This is a genomic window from Mariniluteicoccus flavus (assembly GCF_054776655.1).
In genome coordinates, this window is the sequence record NZ_BAAHBN010000004.1 from 146,480 (window position 1) to 165,217 (window position 18,738).

Annotated in this window: 13 protein-coding genes; 1 reads left to right on the forward strand and 12 read right to left on the reverse strand. The window is 66.4% G+C overall.

The window, feature by feature from the left end; genetic code table 11:
• Window position 1 precedes the first annotated feature (1 nt).
• The 4 genes from ACYVAG_RS08865 to ACYVAG_RS08880 all read right to left on the reverse strand — a co-directional run bounded on the left by ACYVAG_RS08865 (window position 2) and on the right by ACYVAG_RS08880 (window position 5,296).
• On the reverse strand, window positions 2–2,242 hold the full coding sequence (locus ACYVAG_RS08865; protein WP_460768925.1) for a DGQHR domain-containing protein: 2,241 nt from the start codon (window positions 2,240–2,242) through the stop codon (window positions 2–4).
• Window positions 2,223–3,116 carry a DNA adenine methylase gene (locus tag ACYVAG_RS08870; protein ID WP_460769190.1) on the reverse strand — a complete coding sequence of 298 codons (894 nt, stop codon included), beginning with the start codon at window positions 3,114–3,116 and terminating at the stop codon, window positions 2,223–2,225. The genes ACYVAG_RS08865 and ACYVAG_RS08870 overlap by 20 nt, the downstream gene beginning before the upstream one ends.
• A 78-nt stretch (window positions 3,117–3,194) precedes the next feature.
• The gene (locus ACYVAG_RS08875) at window positions 3,195–4,493 is read right to left on the reverse strand and encodes a galactokinase family protein (RefSeq protein ID WP_460768927.1); all 1,299 of its coding nucleotides are present in this window, start codon (window positions 4,491–4,493) and stop codon (window positions 3,195–3,197) included.
• A complete protein-coding gene (locus ACYVAG_RS08880; RefSeq protein ID WP_460768929.1) occupies window positions 4,490–5,296 on the reverse strand; it encodes a nucleotidyltransferase family protein in 807 nt (268 codons plus the stop codon). Before ACYVAG_RS08880 ends, ACYVAG_RS08875 begins: the two co-directional genes overlap by 4 nt.
• A gap of 392 nt (window positions 5,297–5,688) precedes the next feature.
• Between ACYVAG_RS08880 and ACYVAG_RS08885 the strand changes: the two genes are divergently transcribed.
• A complete protein-coding gene (locus ACYVAG_RS08885; RefSeq protein WP_460768931.1) occupies window positions 5,689–7,005 on the forward strand; it encodes an exo-alpha-sialidase in 1,317 nt (438 codons plus the stop codon).
• A 520-nt stretch (window positions 7,006–7,525) separates the two neighbouring features.
• Here ACYVAG_RS08885 and ACYVAG_RS08890 read toward each other — a convergent pair.
• The 8 genes from ACYVAG_RS08890 to ACYVAG_RS08925 all read right to left on the reverse strand — a co-directional run bounded on the left by ACYVAG_RS08890 (window position 7,526) and on the right by ACYVAG_RS08925 (window position 18,553).
• The gene (locus ACYVAG_RS08890) at window positions 7,526–7,897 is read right to left on the reverse strand and encodes a nuclear transport factor 2-like protein (RefSeq protein ID WP_460768933.1); all 372 of its coding nucleotides are present in this window, start codon (window positions 7,895–7,897) and stop codon (window positions 7,526–7,528) included.
• Window positions 7,894–8,727: a MerR family transcriptional regulator gene (locus ACYVAG_RS08895; RefSeq protein WP_460768935.1), complete on the reverse strand. Its 834-nt coding sequence runs from the start codon at window positions 8,725–8,727 to the stop codon at window positions 7,894–7,896. Before ACYVAG_RS08895 ends, ACYVAG_RS08890 begins: the two co-directional genes overlap by 4 nt.
• 41 nt (window positions 8,728–8,768) lie before the next feature.
• Complete coding sequence (locus tag ACYVAG_RS08900) at window positions 8,769–9,272, reverse strand: GyrI-like domain-containing protein (RefSeq protein ID WP_460768936.1); 504 nt, start codon at window positions 9,270–9,272, stop codon at window positions 8,769–8,771.
• Between the two features lie 385 nt (window positions 9,273–9,657).
• Complete coding sequence (locus ACYVAG_RS08905; RefSeq protein ID WP_460768938.1) at window positions 9,658–10,266, reverse strand: DUF4303 domain-containing protein; 609 nt, start codon at window positions 10,264–10,266, stop codon at window positions 9,658–9,660.
• Between the two features lie 10 nt (window positions 10,267–10,276).
• Entirely contained in the window at window positions 10,277–10,639 is a 363-nt protein-coding gene (locus ACYVAG_RS08910) for a hypothetical protein (protein WP_460768939.1), read from the reverse strand.
• 13 nt (window positions 10,640–10,652) lie between these two features.
• Window positions 10,653–11,627 (reverse strand): patatin-like phospholipase family protein, encoded by a 975-nt coding sequence (locus ACYVAG_RS08915; RefSeq protein WP_460768941.1) that lies wholly within the window; start codon window positions 11,625–11,627, stop codon window positions 10,653–10,655.
• A 450-nt stretch (window positions 11,628–12,077) separates the two neighbouring features.
• Window positions 12,078–13,910 (reverse strand): DUF2207 domain-containing protein, encoded by a 1,833-nt coding sequence (locus tag ACYVAG_RS08920; RefSeq protein WP_460768942.1) that lies wholly within the window; start codon window positions 13,908–13,910, stop codon window positions 12,078–12,080.
• A 290-nt stretch (window positions 13,911–14,200) separates the two neighbouring features.
• A complete protein-coding gene (locus ACYVAG_RS08925) occupies window positions 14,201–18,553 on the reverse strand; it encodes a phosphodiester glycosidase family protein (protein WP_460768944.1) in 4,353 nt (1,450 codons plus the stop codon).
• Window positions 18,554–18,738 lie beyond the last annotated feature (185 nt).

Consider the following 18,738-nt stretch of genomic DNA (forward strand, 5'->3'; position numbering starts at 1 on the left):
ACTACTTGACAATATGCGCGACCACCTGCACGAGGTAGTCATGTTCCTCAAGAGTGACATCCTGGTTGTGCATGGTCTTGTTTCGTATGCTATTGACCTTGTCAATCCACGAGGACCTCGACTCCCACTTTAGCTTTTCTTCCCCGGGGAGCGTGTAATCACTTTCAAACAACTTCCATTGTTGAGCACTCTTGCGTGCAATTTTTTGATAATCGATCAGATAGAGGCAGTCCCAGAAATCAACGGTCTCGCCTGCGAACTCCTTCTGCGCCACACGTCCGGAAGCATCCAAGAAGACCTGTTGCGGAAGCCCCTTCTTGAAGTCTCCATAGGCCTCATCCAACCGCTTGCGGAAGTCGATCTTCAGATGACCTTCCAACTTTGACAGCAAGACGTAGGCCTGAGTACTTAGGGAGTCGTCCTGCTCCTCGAAGTACTCAGCCATTCCCGCTGGCAAGAAATCAGGAAATCGCTCACTTACCCCGTGCTGCAAGATTCTGAGAAATCGCGTCTTTCCGCCAGCGCCGTATGCGGTGCGGAGTTCCTGCACCAAGTCCGCGGACAATCCATTCACACAATCCACCAACGCCAGCAGAAGGGGCTCGATCTCGTTCATCAACGCCGCCACGGGGACTGTACGAACGTCGGTGGCTCGCGACACATGCTCGACAAAGTCACTAGCAAGTCGAATCAAGGCTTCGACGCCATTGTTCATGAACAAAAATCCACCCTGACGCGATGCCAACTGATATTGGTCTTCACAATGCTCCGCAAGGAAGGCGAAATATTGCTCCAAGAACCTGAACACGTGCTTCACGGTCTCGGAACCATCGCCTTGGTCAAGCGACCCGGCAGAAGTCATTTTGGTGGCAGTATAAGTCCCCAGAAGCGATCCTCTGGAAAGCCCCGACTGGATCGCCTCTATTGATATGCAGCGATCGTCCGTCCGCGCCTCCTCACCCAACAGAACCCGGCCAGATAACACAGAATTCTGCGAGTCAGCCAACCGTTGTGCAATCTTGAGTCTTACGCTTTTCGCCCGCTTGGCCAGGTTGCTCGAGCCCCATAGAAGGTCAGAATCCAAGATATTGCGTAACGTTTTCGATACCGCCTTTTGGTTCTCGTTAATGTCCATGAACATCTGAACTTGATCTGCGGGATCCAGTCCCACAAATGCAACTACGGGAACCAGCTCTGAATCCGCTCGGCTCGATCCCGAGTAGCCGTAAAGCCGGTGCTGGCCATCAATCACGTAGGCCGTGCGGTAGACCGGAGGAAGATGAAGGACTCCAACCTGTGGCGACTTTACCGAGACTGCAGCATTATCGAATTGCAGATCCTTTCTGCCGGGGTCAATATTGATAATGATTGAGTTCGGGAAGTATCCGCCTGTATCAACGAACTTTTTGATTTGGCCAAGACGGGTACGCCGAACCAGCCTCTGATATGTACCGAGATCCTCCCCGAGCGTCAATGTATTGTGGAGCACATAAGTCAACTTTAGGAGGCGTTGCGGCTCCACCATGAATGAGTAGTAAGTATGCCCCCCCATCTTTCCGCGGATGGCCGGGATTCGGGACTCAAGATTCTCGATCTTTTCACCCGCAAAAATTGTTCCGAGGAGTTGGTATCGAGCAGCCTCTCCCAGGTGCTGAAGAAGACCCTCAAAGTACTCTAGCAATCGCTCGTCAAGGTGGAATATTGCAGCGTTCCTCAACCGGTCGCTCGCCGTATCCCGAAGAATCAAGTTCACTGTCGCGACGACGATCTTTATCTTGTGCTTGGGGAACTCTTTTCGCAGGGTTGCCATCAATCCAGGGCGAATCCCGATCCACGATTCAATCTCTTGCTTTAGTGCAGTCGACTGCTGCTTTTGAGCCGACTTGCATTCGACTACCAGGATGGTTTCCTCGTCCATAGCAAAGACATCGATCTGTTTTCGATCGCTGGCGCCGTTGCCATATGGAAGATAGAAGTCACGCCCCCGGTTCATCCGCTGAAATCCTAATCCGGCGAGTAGGCGCCAAACTCTGTCCTCCAGCATGACATCCGTCGACTTGGGCCTCTTAAGGCGAACGGAGCGCTTCATCTTGCGGTCGAAGGTCCATCCCTGGTCCTCGTAGTCACTCTGAAGCTTCGGGTCGACAGACACCGTGGTGAACGGATTGCCTCGCCTCGTCGCTTCTCGCTTGATATTGCTTAGCTCGGATAGCAGTTTCGATTCATCCAACCCTGACGGCATCGAGCCATCCCCCTTCGATGTTAGTGACCAGAAGCTCTTCGGCCCTACCCCGGTGAGCGCCCTTACCGCCAATCGAGTTCCTGCGCGTCACGACAGCAATGCGTTGCGCCTTCGGATAGAGATTGCGCACGGATTCGTGCGCAGCGTTCGTGAGGACGTAACTGACGCCGCGCCTATCCAGGGATCTGATGATCCGAGCCAGTCGACGCTGATCTTCAAAGGAAAATAGATGCTGATTGTACTTGACAAATCCGTTGGAGTTGTGGGCTACGGTGTAGGGGGGGTCGAGGAAAATAAAGCCTCCTGAACGCGCCCGTCGGGTTAAATTTGCGAAATCGCCCGCCCTCAGTTCCGCCCGGTTGAGGCTGATAGCTGCTCTGGTTAAGTGCTCCAAGGTTGGTATCGAGCTAAACTTTCGGAATCCATAGGGGACGTTGTACTCGCCTCGCAGATTGACACGATATATCCCGTTGAATGAAGTGTGGTTAAGATATAAAAATCTCGCGGCGCGCACAACTGCTCCATCGGCAACTCGCCCCCTTATTTCATAGTAGGCGTTTTTTTCGTTTCGGTAGGAACTGGCAATCTCATGCACCTGGTCAGGGTAGTCTCGCACCGTCATATAGAATTCCATGAGCTCCGCATTTGCGTCCGATAGTTCCATCGATGGGACGTCAGGCGCGGCAAAGAAGATGCTACCGCCACCCAAGAAGGGTTCAGAGTATGCTGACGGCTGCAGTGTTCTTAGGCAATCACTCACCGCTCTTGCTAGCCATCTCTTGCCTCCAGCCCATCGCAGAAGGGGGGCGACAGGATCGCTCGCTTCGGGCAGCATGCGTGCACGATAATGGATGTTGCACTCGCTGCGGTGCATATCGGGCGCGAGTTGTCGCCTCAACTTCCTAGCATCATCATCCGAGAGCGACCATCCACACTGCCGGACCCCCGCTGGCTACCTCGCCCCGGGTGCAGGAAAAATGCGCAGTGTCCCACCCGGATATTCCGGACCGTCCACAGAGGACCAGGTCTCGCCAAACGAGTTCGCTCGCGACGCATCCACGAGTGCCCAGACGCTACCCCCAAACCCCGCCCCAAAGGCAGATGCTGCGTACGCCCCCAGTTCTCGCGCCTGCCGCGCCAGCGCGACCGTCTCCGGGACCTGGTTCCCCAGATGCGTCTCCGACAGCCGTTGCGACTCGTCCACCAGCGCGCCGAACGCCTCAAGGTCTCGCGCCTCCAGCGCCTTCACCGCCTCCGGCACGATGACCGTGGACTCGCGGACGAACTGGTGCAGCCGGCGCCCAAGTTCAGGCTCGGGCTTCACCAGCTCCGTGAGCCGCTCCGCTCCCGGGTCCTCGCGCAGGGCCGCCGCGAGCGAGGCGTCGTTGCGGCCGGTCGCCTGGTTCCACGTGTTGAGGATCGCCGTCGCCGCCAGCGAAGCACGGTTGTAGAGGATCTGCGCGGTGCCGGTCTTCTCGGCCAGGACGCCGCTGACGGCCACCACGAACGTGAGGTCGTCCGGCAGCGCCACCGAGCGCACCTTCTGCAGCGGGTCGAAGGAGAACTGCGTCAGCATGCCGGGCTCACCGCAGACCATCGCGGTGTGGTCCTCGGAACCGCCGAGCGTGCCGACGCCGAGGTCGCCCTCCAAGGACTTCCAGGACTTGCCGTTCTCGACGGTCGCGAGATAGGCCGCCAGTTCGATGGGCGTCGGCATCTCCTTCTTCCACAGTGGGGAATCGGAGAAACCGTTGAGGTCGGCGAGGGCGAGCGTCGCGGCGACGACGAGGGCCGAGGACGAGCTCATGCCGCTGGCGGGAGGGAGGTCGGAGGTGACGCTGATGCGGCAGGGCTGGAGCGGGCCGAAGTTGGCGGTGAGGCGGTCGACGACGACCTGGAGGTAGCGGCCCCAGTGGCCGGGAGGGAGGTCGCTGCTCGGCTCACGCAGCCTCTGCTGAGGGAGGCCGCCTGCGGCCGAGTCGAAGTACTCGCTCGGGCTACTCGTCTCGCTTCGCTCGCTCGGAGAACGTAAGGGGGCGCGCTCCACCCTCCTCGACTCGCTTCGCTCGCTCGGAGAACGGAGCGTCACCGGCTCCTTCGCGAAGTCCGAGCGCGCCTCGATCCCGCGTACCGCCGGTTCGACCGTCAGCGTGATGCCGCGGTCGATCGCGCACACCAGCACGTTGCCGCCGCAATAGTCCGTGTGCTTGCCCAACACCTCCAGCCGGCCCGGCACCCGCCACGGCGTCACAGGGTGACCTCGCGCCCACGCAGGGCCTGCGTCACCGACTCGACGTCGCCGCGCGACGACAGGTCGAGCACGCCCTCGTCCACGCGCGGGACACCCACGCGCTCCCCCGCCGCGACCAGCCAGCGGATCGCGTCGACGATCTCCAACTCACCGCGCGCCGACGGCGCGATGTTCCGGCACGCCTCGAAGACCCGCGGGGTGAACGCGAGGCAGTTCATGGAGACAAGGGGATCCGGGCCGTGCGCCTCCACCAGGTCGGGTGACGGCTTCTCGACGATGTCCACGAGCGCACCGGCGGGATCGACGTCCAGCAGGGCGAAAGCGGCGATGCGCTCGGCCGGGATGTTGCCGTGCTCCACGAGCCCGGACCGGCTGAAACCGACGACGGCGGGTGCCTCGGTGGTGACCGCCGCCCGCAGCGCCTCAGGCCCGTAATAGTTGTCCCCGTTGAGAACGACGAAGCTCTCGTCGCCGGCGAACAGCTCCGCCGCAGCTACCGCGTCCGCGGTGCCGAGGGGCTTCTCCTGGATGGCCCAGGTCACGCTGATGCGGGAGGTCGGCAGGTCGGCGTAGTAGTCGCGTATGCCCTGGTGTTCCGGCCCGATCACGAGGCAGGCCTCGGTGATGCCGGCGTCGGCGAGCGCCGACAAGGAGTGGTCGAGGAAGGGACGCCCGATCGGCATCATCGCCTTCACGCCGGCATCGGCCGCCGCCTGCTGCTCGGCGGTGAGCGCGGCGTCGCCCTCCTTGCGCATGCGGGTGCCGAGACCCCGGGCGAGGATGACAGCGCGGGTGGTGGTCACAGGTGCTCCTTCGGCGACGCCGACAGGTGGAGGCGCCGTGGGCCACGGTAGTGGCTTCGACTCGCTGGCGCTCGCTCAGCCAGCGTGGGGGCAGCCTCCTCGTCTCGCTAGCGCTCGCTCAGGCAGCGTGGGGGGCAGCCTCCTCGACTCGCTGGCGCTCGCTCGGAGAACGTTGGGGGTGCAGCCTCCTCGACTCGCTGGCGCTCGCTCGGAGAACGTTGGGGGTGCAGCCTCCTCGACTCGCTGGCGCTCGCTCGGAGAACGTGGGGCCGTGCTCGCTCGGAGAACGTGCGCGGGCTACCCATGCGTACCCCTTGTTCCCTCTCCTCCCCTGTGTTTGCATCTCGATGTCCGACATCTGACGTCTGACCCATCACAGATCGGAGTTGATCTTGATCCCCCGTCAGCCCTCCACCGCCCGCCGCGCCGCCGTCGCCGTCGCGCTCTCCCTCGGCCTCGTCGCCACCGCCACCCCAGCCATGGCCGCCCCACAGGACCCACCCCTCCACCCCGGCCTCACCGCGCCCGTCGACCTCGCCCTGTGGAACACCGGCCCGACCGAGCGCTATCGCATCCCGGCCCTCACCACCGCCCCCAACGGCGACCTCCTGGCGTTCTTCGACGCCCGCCCCGCGATGAACGACGTCCCGAGCCCCATCACGCTCGTCATGCGCCGCTCGACCGACGGCGGCCGGACCTGGCAGCCGCTGCAGACCATCCGGGCCACCGACGGCGTACGCGGCTATGGCGACCCCAGCGTCGTCGTCGACCGCACCACCGGCCGCATCATCGTGTTCTATGCGTCGTCGGTGAACGCCGGCTATGCGTCGTCCCGCACCGGCAACGACCCGAACGACCCCAACATCCTCCACGTCGACGTCTCCACGTCCGACGACCACGGGCAGACGTGGCAGCGCGGGAGCCTCGTCGGACCCGGCATGGATGAGAACAAGACGGTCGAGCTCGCCGACGGTCGCGTGCTCCTCAACATCCGCGCCGCCGGAGCCCGCCGCCAGGCCATCAGCACCGACGGCGGCGTCACGTACGGCCCGCTCACCACCGAGACCCAGCAGGTCGACCCCGGCTCGAACGGCGCCGTCACCCGTGTCTATCCCGACGCCGCGCCGAACGACCCGCGCGCCCAGCTGGTGCTGCTCACCAACGACGAGGACCCCGGCATCCGCCGCAACGTCACCGCCAAGCTGTCCTGCGACTCCGGGAAGACGTGGCCCGGTCGCGTGGTCATCGACCCGGACGCCTCCGCGTACGTCACCGCCACCCCGCTCGGCGGCGGCCGCATGGGCCTGCTCTATGAGCGCGACGGGTACGCGAAGATCAGCTACGCCACGCTGGACGTCACCGCGATGGGCCACCAGTGCGCGCCCATGTCGGTCGCCGCGACCCCGTCGCTGCCGGCAGGGACGACCACGCCGGTGGCGATCACCATCACCAACCACGAGCGCCGCGCGCTGCCGCCCGGCACGCTGACGGTCGCCGGGCCGGAGGGTTGGCCCGACTCGACCGTGCGGGTGCCGGCGATCCCGCCGGGCCGCGTACGCCAGGTCACGGTGCCCGTCCAGGTCCCCGCGGGCGTGGCCGGACCGCGCGACCTGCGCGCCACGTACGCGGGGTCCGCGACGGGTCCGGAGGGCTCGGTCAGCGCGCAGGCTGCGCTGACGCCGGTGGACCTGAGGGTGCCGCAGGGGTGAGGTCTGCCATCGACGCGTTATGGCGTGCATCCTCGCCATAGCGCGTCGATGGGACTGCGCTTGTAGGCGTAGCCAGGAGGGCTTCATGGCCGGATATCGGATCGACCGACAGATCACCACCCCCGGTGAGCTTGGTCGTCGAAGCGCAGAGGAATCACGCGGCTACGACCGCGGCATGTGAGCGCTCAAGGCGCAGGCCGACGAGAACCGGGCTCTCGTGAGCCGGGTCGGCGGTGCCGTGCAGCGGATCGAGAAGCGCACCGAGGAGCGTGTGCAGAAGGCCGTCGAGCAGGTCGCCGGGGAGGCCTCGGCCACCATTACCGCGAAACTCGACGCCGCGAATGAGCGGGCCGAGCGGATCATCGCCGCCACGGCGAAGGTCGAGGCGCGCCAGCTCTGGAGCGCCGCTGCCGCGATGCTGCTCGCTTCGCCTCGGCCCGCTGGGTGGTCGGCCTCGTGGAGACGTGGAAGGGCCGAGGGATGCCGACTTGGCCCCGCTGGCGGAAGTAGACGCAGGACCTCAGTAGGAAAGATCGGTGAGGTAGGTTCGGGCCTCCCTAATCTTGGCAGCCTTCGACGTGCTCGCGAACTTGAACACGTGGCTGAAGTGCATCCGACCTGAGTCAGAATCCACGAAGCCATCACAGGAAGCGAGTCGTCCGTGCGTGATGATCGTATTGACTTCGAGGTAGTTGGGCATGCTGCCCGGGCACCCGAAGTCGGCTGGCTCAACGTCACTGGCGGTCTCTCGCCCGACGACTGTCCAGGTGACATCGGCGGTCAACCATGCAGTCATGGCCTCGACGTCGCTCTTAGCCCAGTTGGTGACGAACTCTCCGACAATGGAGGTTCTCGGCGCATTGCCGCAGTCCGTGGGAAGGACGATTTTCATATGCTCAACTGTCCTTCATTTGTGGTGACCGGCAATGCGACTTCGCATCGCGGCACCGAGTCTTGGCTATCTGGCGTGTAGATTTCTCGCGGCGGTCCCGTATGAGCGAAACCGAGTTGACGGGCACGCATCTGGACCGCTTCGAACGCCGCGAGAATCCTGGGGAACTGCACATCCTCGGACAGGACGCGCGTGAACAGCTGCAAATGCTCGGGTTCCACTCGGTGGGCGCGCGTCGCATCGAGCAGCGGCACGCAGACCTCGATGGGCCCGTCGGACTCCCAGCCGACTTGGCCGTGGTAGATCACGACGGGCCCGCCGCCTGCCCCGCCGCGTCCGTCCGCGAGCTGCAGAAGTTTCGCTGCGCTGGAGCGAATGACGTCCGGCAGCTCGCGGGCGGACGTGTGCCGGGTCGACGTCAGAACCGCGCAGTCTGGAACGGTTCGCAGCGATACCTCAAACCGGGAGGATCCAGGCTGGCCGTCTCCGTCTAACGAGCCCTCTGCGACCGCGTGCTCGATGAAGCGAGCCAGGGATTGGCGACGCGCGTGCCGCTCCGCTTCGGCTTCCCGATAACGCGTCACGAAGGCTGATCTTTCGTCTTCAGGTAGTCCCAACAGCTCCCTGATCTGGTCAAGAGGCATGTCGATGCGCCGGAGCATGGTGACGAGACGAGCGACTTCGATCTGAGAGTGGCTGTACTTCCGATAGCCGTTGAACGGATCGACCGCATCGGGCGAGAGAAGGCCGTTCCGGTCGTAGAGCCGGAGCGCCTTCGGCGACAGCCATGTTGCGGCCGCGAACTCTCCAATCGTCATCAGATCGGCCATGCCCCTCCTCAGTACTCCAGTCTATCGAGGGCTCTGCACGCTCAGACGGTCTTGAACAGCAGATCGGTGACCCACTTGGAGGGGTCCGGCTCCTCTGCGGGATCGGTGAGGAAGTGCTCGGCATGGCCGGTCCACAGTCCACCGTTGTCGTCTTCGAGGACGTCGAGGTGATGCCCGTTGGCCTCGGCCCATTTCTTGACCTCGCTGTGTGCCGCCGGAATGGCATCGGGCGCGCCGACATGACGGCCGACGACGTAGGTTCCTGCCGGGAGAGCACCGAGAACGAGACCGTCTGTCGGCTTGACCGGTCCAGCGATCGGCACCGCGACGGTGAGATCAACCGTGTCATCACTGCTTCCGATGTGACGGTAGACGTAGAGAGGCCCGCCAAGCGCCGCAACCTGGTGCTCGCCCAGCCACTGATAGATCCGCGGGATCGCTTCGTTCGGCCCGCCAGGCGCGCCGAACTCCGAGAATCGGGCGCTGAGGGGAACGCCGATGTAATGAACCGTCTGCCGCTCTTCGGCTGCGATGTTGAGTGCCATTTCAGATCACGTCCTCTTTCCGTATTGCCGGTGGCGTTGTGACCACCTGCAACCACTTGACGCCTTCCCCCAAGGGCCAGGTCAAGCGTCCTCGGGTCTGAGGCTTCACCGGACCAGCTGCCACGATGGCAGGGTCGAGTCATCCGCGGCAGAGCATGTCCGGGGTTGGCGCATGGTGCTCGGGCTGACCGCTCAGCAGGTCGCCGAACGTCGACCCCCTGAAAAGCGACATCGGCCGACTCCGCGCCGGGAACCTCACCAAGAAGCGCGCGCGATGACGACCGTGGAGGGCTGAGGCTTCGACTCGCTGGCGCTCGCTCACAGCCAACGTGGGGGACGGGCGCTCGCTCACACGTTGGCTGAGCGAGCGAAGCGAGTCGAAGCCTCAGCCGTTCTTCGCCTCGTCCTCCCAGAACGCCCGGGCGTCGCGTACGGCCTTGTCATCGCGGCCGACGTTCAGCCGCTCGAACGTCTCCAGCGCACGGTCGGCGCCGCCGTCGGTCTCGGTGACATAGAGGACGGGGTCGGCGCCCAACTCCTTGAAGGCCTCGCGCACCTCGGCCGAGCCCAGCGCCGTGCACAGCGCGTCGGTGCTGGCGTCGAGCCACTCCTTCGACCACGTGGCGGCGGCGTCGGCGCCCTCGTCCGGGTCGATGCCGTGGGCGGAGACGAAGGCATAGAGCTCATTGGCGAGCTGGGTCGTGCCGGCGGCGAGGTCGGCCTCCCAACCCCACTCGTCGGGCCACCAGCGGTAGTATTCGCGCGTCTCGTCCTCGTCGGCCTCGTCGATGTCGGCCGTCAGCTCGGCGAAGTGTTCGACCGTGCACAGGTTGAGCGCCGGGACCTGGTTGCCGTCGGCGACGGTGATCGCCGCGACATAGACCTTCTGGGAGCCGATCGACGCCTTCTCGGCGCGCACGGCATCGGCGAGCGCGGCTGCGTACCGCGGGGTCCAGTCGTCGAAGAATTCGGTGAGCTGTGCGACCTCGGTCATGGGACCCACGTTACGTGAGGGGTTTGGGGTCGTCGGGGGCGGCTCCGCCTGGCTCCTCGTCTCGCTGCGCTCGCTCGGAGAACGGGGGGCCGGGCTCCTCGTCTCGCTGCGCTCGCTCGGAGAACGTGGCGTCGGACAGCTCGGCCCGCCGGGGCTCGGCAGGCGGAACGATCGCGCGGCGCTCCTGCCGCTGCCGCAGGGGCTCGGCCGCCGCCATCAGCATGATCGCGGACCCCGCGCCCAGGTGGCCGATCTCGCGGACCAGCGCCCAGCCGGACACCCCCTGGACCAGCGCGACCACCGCGAACACGAAGACCGCCAGACCGAGCGCTGCGGTGGGGACCCACAACCACGGACGAATCTTTGCCAGCATGGGATTCTCCTTGTCAGACGGATTTCTCGCTCAAGAACTTCTCCGTTGCCTGCCTACCCCACGCGACCAACTTCGCCTGCTTCTCCCGCGCCATGGCGAAATCGGTGCCCGACACGTCGCCGGTGTCGACGAAGATCGTCCGCGCGACGGTCGCCGGCTCGTCGATGTGGCGCGCATCGATGCCGTGCATCATCGTGTCGATCAACGCCATTCCGATGCCCAGGGGCCCGCGTACGGGCTTGTGGACGGCGCGCGCGTGTTCCCGCGCCGACAGCCGGACGCCGATGGTCGGCCACCGCGCATCGGCCGGGTCGGGCTGGTCGAAGATCGTGATCGGATAGTTCGACAGCACCCCGCCGTCGACGAGGGTCACCTCGCCGGTGGGCGTACGCAGCCCCGAAGGCTCGAAGAAGAAGGGGATCGCGGCCGACGCGCGCACCGCCGCAGCCACCGACTGCTCGTCGGGATCGAGCCCGTAATAGCCGTAGTCCCAGGGGAACAGAGCCATTCGCCGCGACGTGAGGTCGGTGACGGTGACGACGAGGCCGTACTCGCGCTCGGGTGGCAGCGCCGACCCCGGGTCGTCGCGGCGCAGGTCGCCGAAGGTGCGTACGCCGAGGTCGGCCAGCACGCCGCCGAGCCAGTCCTCGACGTGGGCGCCCTCGAACATGCCGCCCTCGAACACGAGCGACGCGGCGTCGGCGAGCGAGGCGAACGGGCCCATCACCGAGCCCGGGAAGTCACGGTCGCGGAAGCGGCGCAGGTCGAGCGTGGCGGCGATGTCGGCGAGGCGCTCGAGGGGCTCCCCGGCGTGCTGGAGGGCGGCGACGAGGGCCGCGCAGATCGCGCCGGCGGACGTCCCGGCGACGCGCGGGAAGGTATAGCCGCGCTCGGCGAGGACGTCGATCGCCCCGACGAAGGCCATGCCCTTCACGCCGCCGCCCTCCATGACGAGGTCGGCGCGCTTGGGGGATGCGAGGTCAGCCATCAGGCCATGGAACCAGACGAGCGGTGCGTACGGCTCCCCTGCGCGCGCCTGGACCTCGCATACCCCCCTCCCCGCGTACGTCCCTCCCCCACGCAACTTGCGCACACGCGCCGTCCCTCCCCCACGCAACTTGCGCACACTCGACCACGAGTTGGGTACGCGGCCCGGCGTGTCGACCCAATTCGTGCACACGCGCCCACCGCCTGAGCCCCCTCGGAGCAGCGGTGCCCGGCGAGTCTCCTGTGGAAGTCGGTACGCAGGAACGCGCGGGAGTCCGTACGCAGGAACGCGCGGGAGTGCGTACGCAGGAACGGGCGGGAGTGCGTACGCAGGAACGCGCGGCCCCTGCCCCCAGCCACGTCGCGTGTGCACATGTTGCGTCGTGGCCCCGGCGTGTCGACCCAACTCGTGGACGAGTGTGCACAAGTTGGGCTCGAGGGGGGGCGAACCTCACCAGCCCCCGCCGCCGCCTCCGCCGAAGCCGCCGCCGCCGGAGAAGCCCGACGACGAGCTGTTGCTGGCCGAGGCCGAGCTCACGGCCTCGCTGATCGACGACGTCATCGCCTCCGACAGCCCGTCCATCGCCGACCCGAAGCCCGCGCCGTAGAAGAAGCCGGTGGTGGCGTACGGCGAGACGTACCAGTCGTTGTCGGGCTGATAGCGACCCGCCGCGGCCAGGTCCTGGAACACCTTCGCCCAGCGGTCGGCGACCCCGAACACGATCGCGTACGGCAGGTAGCGCGAGAAGATGTCCACGCCTTCCTCGAACTTGATCTGGTCGGCCTCGGCCGTCGACAGGTATTGCTCGAAGCCCTTCGTCTGGGCCAGCACCGCCGAGCCCTCCGCCGTGCGCGCCGGCATCTTCGACGCCATCGCCGCCAGCGCCAGACCCACGATCACCAGAGCCACGCCGATCAGGCCCAACCCGAGCACAGCCCCGAGCGCGAAGCCGAACGCCGCCCCTCCGATGGCGAGGCCGATGCCGGTGGCGATCCAGATGTTGCGGACCTTGTCGGGGTTGCCGGAGAACCAGTGGTGGTGACGGTGGACGCGCTCATAGAGCGCCGCCTTCGTGTCAGTCATCAGCGACGCGAACTCCTTCTCCTTCAGCTGTTCGGTCGTCACGGTCTCGTGGTGGGTGAACAGCGTGTCGAGGATCTTGCGCTCATAGGGTTCGACCTGCTCGGGGCACAGCAGCTTCACCAGGGTGAAGTCCTTCTTGCCGGTCTGCTCGATGCGCATGTGACCACGGATCGCGAGGTCGATGATCGTCGCCGTCACGTCGCGGTCGTCGGCGCGCTCGTCGATCAGGGTGCCCAACTCGCCCGCCCGCGCGTCGCGGGGCGGCGTGAACTGCACGGCGAACTTCGTACGCCCGCTCGCGCGCTGGGTCTCCCCCTCGGCCGCACCGACGGGAGTCAGGCCCGGGGTCAGGCCCGCGTACACCTCGTCGCGACCGTTGCGGCGTACGCGGTGGACGACGAGCGCCAGGCCCACGGCGGTCACCAGCGCAGTCAGGCCGCCCGACAGCGGGGTGAGCGGGAACATGTTGCCCGCATGGAGGCGCTTCGAGAACGTGGGGTTCGCCGCGGCGGTGAACGTGCCGACCGGATAGCCCGCGACGGTCTGGACGCCGACCTCCTTGCTGAGGTTCGACGCGCTGTAGGTGGCTTTGTTGCCCTCGACCCGGTGGTCGCACGGCTGGTCGAACTTCTTGCCGGTGTAGCACGCGGTCTTCGTGGGCGCGGCAGGACCGTCGATCACGACGGTCGCCTTCTCGACCGGGACCTGCCAGGCGTTGCCGACCGCCATCCAGTCCATCTCGTCGAGCTTGCTGGTGGCGTTGTTGGGCTGGGTCACGCCATGCATCGTGTAGGTGATGCGATAGCGCTGGACCCCGGTGAACGTCGTGCCCTTCTTCCCGATCTTCGCGATCAGCACGTCGTCCTTGGTCCCGCGCGCGACGTTGGTGTTGGCGCCCGTGGGGCTCTCGACCGAGTTGATCTCGACGGGGATGTCACGCCAGTGGTCGGGGTCGCCGTCGACCCGCATGCGGCGGGTGAGGGCCACGAGCGGGCCGTGACCCTCATCGTTGGCGAAGTCGAACGCGAGGTCGAGCACGACCTTCACGTTGCCATCACGGTCGGGCGTCGCGGTCGCCGTGTAGTCAGCGACCTTCCACGACCGGGGCGCGTCGTCGTCGTCCGCGTGGGCGGGCACGGCGAACAGCGTCAGGGGAAGGACCAGGGCGAGGACGGCCAACAACCGTGAGAAAACTCTCATGTGTCGAGATTAGTCGCGGTCAGGGCAAGTCCAAGCTGACAGATGTCACGAAGGGGCGACGATCGGTCTAGGACGTTCTCCGAGCGAGGCCGCTTGCGGCCGAGACGAGGAGCTCCGTTCCTGCTCCTCGTCTCGCTGGCGCTCGCTCGGAGAACGTTGGACGCGTGCTCGCTCGGAGAACGTTGGACGCGCGCGCGCTCGGAGAACGTTGGACGCGCGCGCGCTCGGAGAACGTTGGACGCGCGCTCGCTCGGAGAACGTTGGCTGAGCGAGCGCAGCGAGTCGAAGCGTCAGCCCCGGAAGCCCCGCTCGCTGTTCCACACGATCTGGCCGCCCTGGAAGCGCTGCGTGCACTCCCACGCCGAGCCCACGGGACCGCACTGCTCACCTCGCACCGGATAGCCCAGTCGCCCGTTCTCCCAACCCAGACGGCCATAGTGATCGCGGATCGCCCCGAACACGGGCCACGCACCGGTCTGCGGCGACCAATACAGCGTTCCGCGCTCGAAGAACTGCACGCAGCCGCCGTCCTTCAGCCCGCAGATCTCGCCGGACGTCGGATAGCCGATCGGGCTCTTCTCCCAGCCCAGCTCCGCGTACCGCTGGTTGATCGCGCCCCAGACCACGTGGGCACCGCCCGCCGGCGAGGAGTACGCGAGCCCGCCCTGGAACCTCTGGACGCATCCGCCGTCGGTGAGCCCACAGAACTCGTTCGAGGTCGCATAGCCCAGCTGGCTGCGTTCCCAGCCCACCGACGCGTACGCGGTCCCGATCGCCCCGAGCACCGTGTGGGCCCCGGTGGCGGGCGCCCAATAGATCAGCCCGTGCTCGAATCGCTGGGCGCAGCCACCGTCGCGCAGGCCGCAGAACTCGCCCGACGTGGGATAGCCCAGCCGGCCGTTCTCGAAGCCCTGACGGGCGTACTCCTCGCGGATGGCGCCCCAGTTCGCGAACGTGGCGGCCGTCGACGCATAGATGGCGCCGCCCTGGAACTGCTGCCAGCAGCCGCCGTCGCGAAGCCCGCAGAACTCGTCGTTCACCGGATAACCCAGCTGGCCGTTCTCCCAGCCGAGGCTGGCCCAGTGGTCCTTGATCGCACCGCGCACGATGTGCGGATCGGTGGAAGCCGAGTCATAGATCGACCCCTTCTCGAAGTGCTGGCCGCAGCCCGAGTCGCGCAGCCCGCAGAACCGGTCGGACGTCGGCGCTCCGAGGGGTCCTTCCTTGACGGTGAAGGCGATGCGCTGCTCCTTGTCGTTGACCTTCACGACCAGCTCAGCCGTGCCACCGCGCAGGCCGGTGGCGACCTTCGCCTCGGGATCGAACGCGATGACCGCGTCCTTGGGCGCCCTCGCCGCGTCGCCGAGGAAGACCCCGGTTCCGCTCCAGGCCGCCGACACCGGATGGTCAAGCGGGAACGTGCGGCCCCACTGGGTCACGTCGACGTCGACCTTGGTCGTGTCGCCCCGCGTCAGTTCTGCCTTCTCGGCAAAGGCTTTCAGCTCGTCGACGTGGGCACGCATCTCGACGCCGACCCACGCGCGGTGGGCGGGCGACGACGGGTCCTGGCGGAACAGGTCGGGTGCCTTGACCCGGGGCGCGTCGGGGTCGATGCCGACGAGCGACCAGCCCGAGAAGCCGCCGTCGGCGGGCACGGTCGACGGGTTCTTGCCGGAGTTGCCGTTGATCACATAGGGCACGGCGTTGACGGTGTTGGCCGAGAACGAGCCGACGTGCGAGCCGATGAACAGGGCACCCTTTCCTGTCTGGGCACGGAAATCGGACAGCCACCGCTCGACCATCTCGGCCTCGACACGGTCACCCATCTGGGAGTTCTTCAGCGGCGACGGGTCGCGCGGCGGGTGGTGCCAGGCGAGGGCCACGCCGTTGATCGCGGGGTCGGCCTTCGCACCCTCCAAGGCGTCCTTGACCATCTGGATCTGGTCGAAGCCACCCGTACGCAGGATCGAGGTCGACGAGTCGAGCAGCACGAAGCGCGTGCCGTTGTGGTCGAACGTCTTGTGGGTCTCGCCGAAGACGCCCTTGAAGTTGGACACGTTGCCGGGACCGTAGATCTCGTGGTTGCCGGGCACGTAGTGCCACGTCACCCCCTTGGCCGTGAGTTCCTCGTCGATGACCTTCTTGGCCAGCGCGAAGTCGTCGGGATAGCCCGTGTCGACCAGGTCTCCGTTGATCACGACGAAATCGGGCCTGTTGGCCACGATCTCCTGCATGGTGCGGCGCGCGGCCGGGACCAGCGACTGGTCCTTCGCGGTGAACTGGGCGTCCGACATCACGGCGAAGCGCCACTGCTTGCCGCCGGCGCCGAGCGCGGTGTGCTGGCGTACGACCGGGTCCTCCACGCGGGGACTGGCGGGGACCTTCACCTCCGGCGCGGTCTTCACGGTGACGTCATCGAAGCTGATCGTGCCCCTGTAGGAGCGGGCCGCCTTCGTCTCGATGGCCGCCAGGAACTGGAGCGTGATCGGGCCCTGCAGGGTCTGGGGAACCGGGACCTCGACATAGCGCCAGCCCGTCCAGTCGACGTAGGGGCCGTAGAGCGACATGGCCTTGCCTGCACCGTCGGTGATGCCGAACGACGTCCACTCGTTCTGGGCGTCGCCCTTCACCCACATGCCGAGTGCCAGCGGCTGGCCCTGGGTGATGGTGATCGGCTTCGGCGGCCGCGCATAGCCGACGCGGGTCGCGGTCGACAGCGTGAAGTCGAAGTCCATCTTGATGGCCGGCCCGCCGTCGTGGCCGGTGGTCGGGGCCACTGCCCCGGCGGCGCGGGCGTTGGTGAAGCGCCAGCTCGCCACGTCGTCGAAGTTCGCGAGAACCGTCGACACCGAGCCGACGGCGACGGGGACGTGGGTGGTGACACCCTTGACGGTGGCCCTGACGACGACCGACCCCTTGGCGCCCTCCTTCGCCTTCACCGAGAAGTCGCCCTGCTTGCCGGGCGTGATGGTGACGAGTGCCGGATCGTAGTCCAGTGTGACGTCGCCGGGCTCGATGAGCGCCTCGAAACCGTTGGCGTCCGCGCCCATGATCTGGAAGCGCTGGGCCTCGGCCGGGTCGACGATCGTCACTTTGTCCACGGTGGAACGGATGCGGCGCAGGTCGCCGAGCACGGTGAGCGTACGCGTGGCCCTGACGGTCGCGACGTTCGCGTCGACGGCCACCTCACCGGGGTGGCTCGGGCGGACGGTTCCGGCGGCGTCGATCGTGCCGTCGGCCGCGGCCATCGCGTACGCAGGCTTCACGCCGACCGGGGCGTACGTCTCGTCGAACCCGAGCGCCTCGAGCTCGCGCGTGAGCCCCGGGAACACCTTCCACAGCTCGGGATTCTCCTCATCGGACTCGGTGATGAACCGAAGGCCGTGGGCCGAACCCGAACCAGGTTTGGCGAACAGGCCGATGCCGTTGGGCACATGGCGCTCGCTGCCGTCCGACGGTTGGTTCTCGATGTCGAGGTCGTCCTCGCCGGCCTCGCGCGCGAGCATCGTGGACGAACCGCCGCCGTCCAGGTTGGCGCCGTTGACCGCGCCGACCTCCTTGAGGAAGCCGCCGATCTCCTCGTAGGTCATGCCGCGCGACTTCGCCATGCGCCCGTCGACGGTCAGCAGGAACATCTTCGAGCCGGTGGCGTCGAAGCCGATCGCGGTGCGGGGGTGGAGCGCCTTGTCGCCCTGGGGAAGGACATTGCCGTCCTTCAGCACGACCATGATGGTCGACAGCGCCATGCGCAGCGGGTCACCGTCGGCCTTCAGGCGATAGTCCATGGTGATGCGGTCGCCGACCCTGACGGCGGCGAGCCTGTCGGCGCCGGCGTTGCGGCCGACGTACGCGACCTCGCCGGCCGCGAGCTGGCCCTCGCCGGCCGCGGCGTTCACCGCGGTGACGAGGCCGTCCTTCGCGACGACCTCGACGACCTTCGTCGCGCCCTGGGTCGCGGCGGTGCGGGTGTACGCGCCCCACAGCTCGGTGTAGGCACCGACACCGTCGGCGGGGATCGCGTTCTGGTTCAGGCCGCCGAGCGGGATGGTGCCGGTCGGGGTGGTGATCGTGCCCTCGAGGAACATGCTCGTCAGGCGGCCGAGGTTGCCCATGGAGACGCCCACGGCGTTCGGCGTGAAGCCCGGGTTGCCGCCCTTCAGGTCACGACCGTTCTGCTTGACCGCGCCGAGCGGGGCGTTGGAGTTGTTGATGTCGAAATAGTCACCGTTGACCGCCGCGACCGCCCTGGCCCGGGTGGCCATGGCGCTCAGCGGCTCGGCCTTGGCGATCTGGCCGGGGAACAGATAGTCGGGGGTGATCTGGCCGCCGGCCAGGTCGACCGTCATCAGGTCGCCCCGCATGAAGCCCTGGGAGTCGACCCACTCGAACGAGCGCAGGTCGATGCCGCTGGCGACCGGACGGGTGGTGTCGGCCAGCATGATGCGACCGGGGGCGGCGTTGGGGCTCGCGGGGACGCCCGAGTCGCGCATCCGCGAGCTGGCGGCCGGATGGTTCTCGAGGGGTTCAGTGGTGTCGGGGGCCGCATGGGCGAGGCCTGTGGACCACCACAGGACGGGGCTGGCGAGCAGCGCGGAGGCGATGAGGCGCCGTGCCGCGCGGGGTCGTGCTGGTGCGGGGATCATGGTGGAGATCCAATCGCTCGGGGGTGTGGCGGGGCTTGCTGCCGGATGAACGCCAGCCGAACATTCTGCATCTTTCCGTTGCCATCTGTTCGCCGGCAGGCAAGAATCCTTCAAAGCCGTTTCGCACGCGACACTGGCTGAGCGAGCTCCACCACGCTGGTGAGCGAGTTCCACGACGCTGGTGA

Excerpts from the sequence above, each read along its gene's own strand:
- ACYVAG_RS08865 (WP_460768925.1), bottom strand. The coding sequence starts at position 2,242 with ATGCCGTCAGGGTTGGATGAATCGAAACTGCTATCCGAGCTAAGCAAT.
- ACYVAG_RS08870 (WP_460769190.1), bottom strand. The coding sequence starts at position 3,116 with ATGCACCGCAGCGAGTGCAACATCCATTATCGTGCACGCATGCTGCCC.
- ACYVAG_RS08890 (WP_460768933.1), bottom strand. The coding sequence starts at position 7,897 with ATGAAAATCGTCCTTCCCACGGACTGCGGCAATGCGCCGAGAACCTCC.
- ACYVAG_RS08895 (WP_460768935.1), bottom strand. The coding sequence starts at position 8,727 with ATGGCCGATCTGATGACGATTGGAGAGTTCGCGGCCGCAACATGGCTG.
- ACYVAG_RS08900 (WP_460768936.1), bottom strand. The coding sequence starts at position 9,272 with ATGGCACTCAACATCGCAGCCGAAGAGCGGCAGACGGTTCATTACATC.
- ACYVAG_RS08905 (WP_460768938.1), bottom strand. The coding sequence starts at position 10,266 with ATGACCGAGGTCGCACAGCTCACCGAATTCTTCGACGACTGGACCCCG.
- ACYVAG_RS08910 (WP_460768939.1), bottom strand. The coding sequence starts at position 10,639 with ATGCTGGCAAAGATTCGTCCGTGGTTGTGGGTCCCCACCGCAGCGCTC.
- ACYVAG_RS08915 (WP_460768941.1), bottom strand. The coding sequence starts at position 11,627 with ATGGCTGACCTCGCATCCCCCAAGCGCGCCGACCTCGTCATGGAGGGC.
- ACYVAG_RS08920 (WP_460768942.1), bottom strand. The coding sequence starts at position 13,910 with ATGAGAGTTTTCTCACGGTTGTTGGCCGTCCTCGCCCTGGTCCTTCCC.
- ACYVAG_RS08925 (WP_460768944.1), bottom strand. The coding sequence starts at position 18,553 with ATGATCCCCGCACCAGCACGACCCCGCGCGGCACGGCGCCTCATCGCC.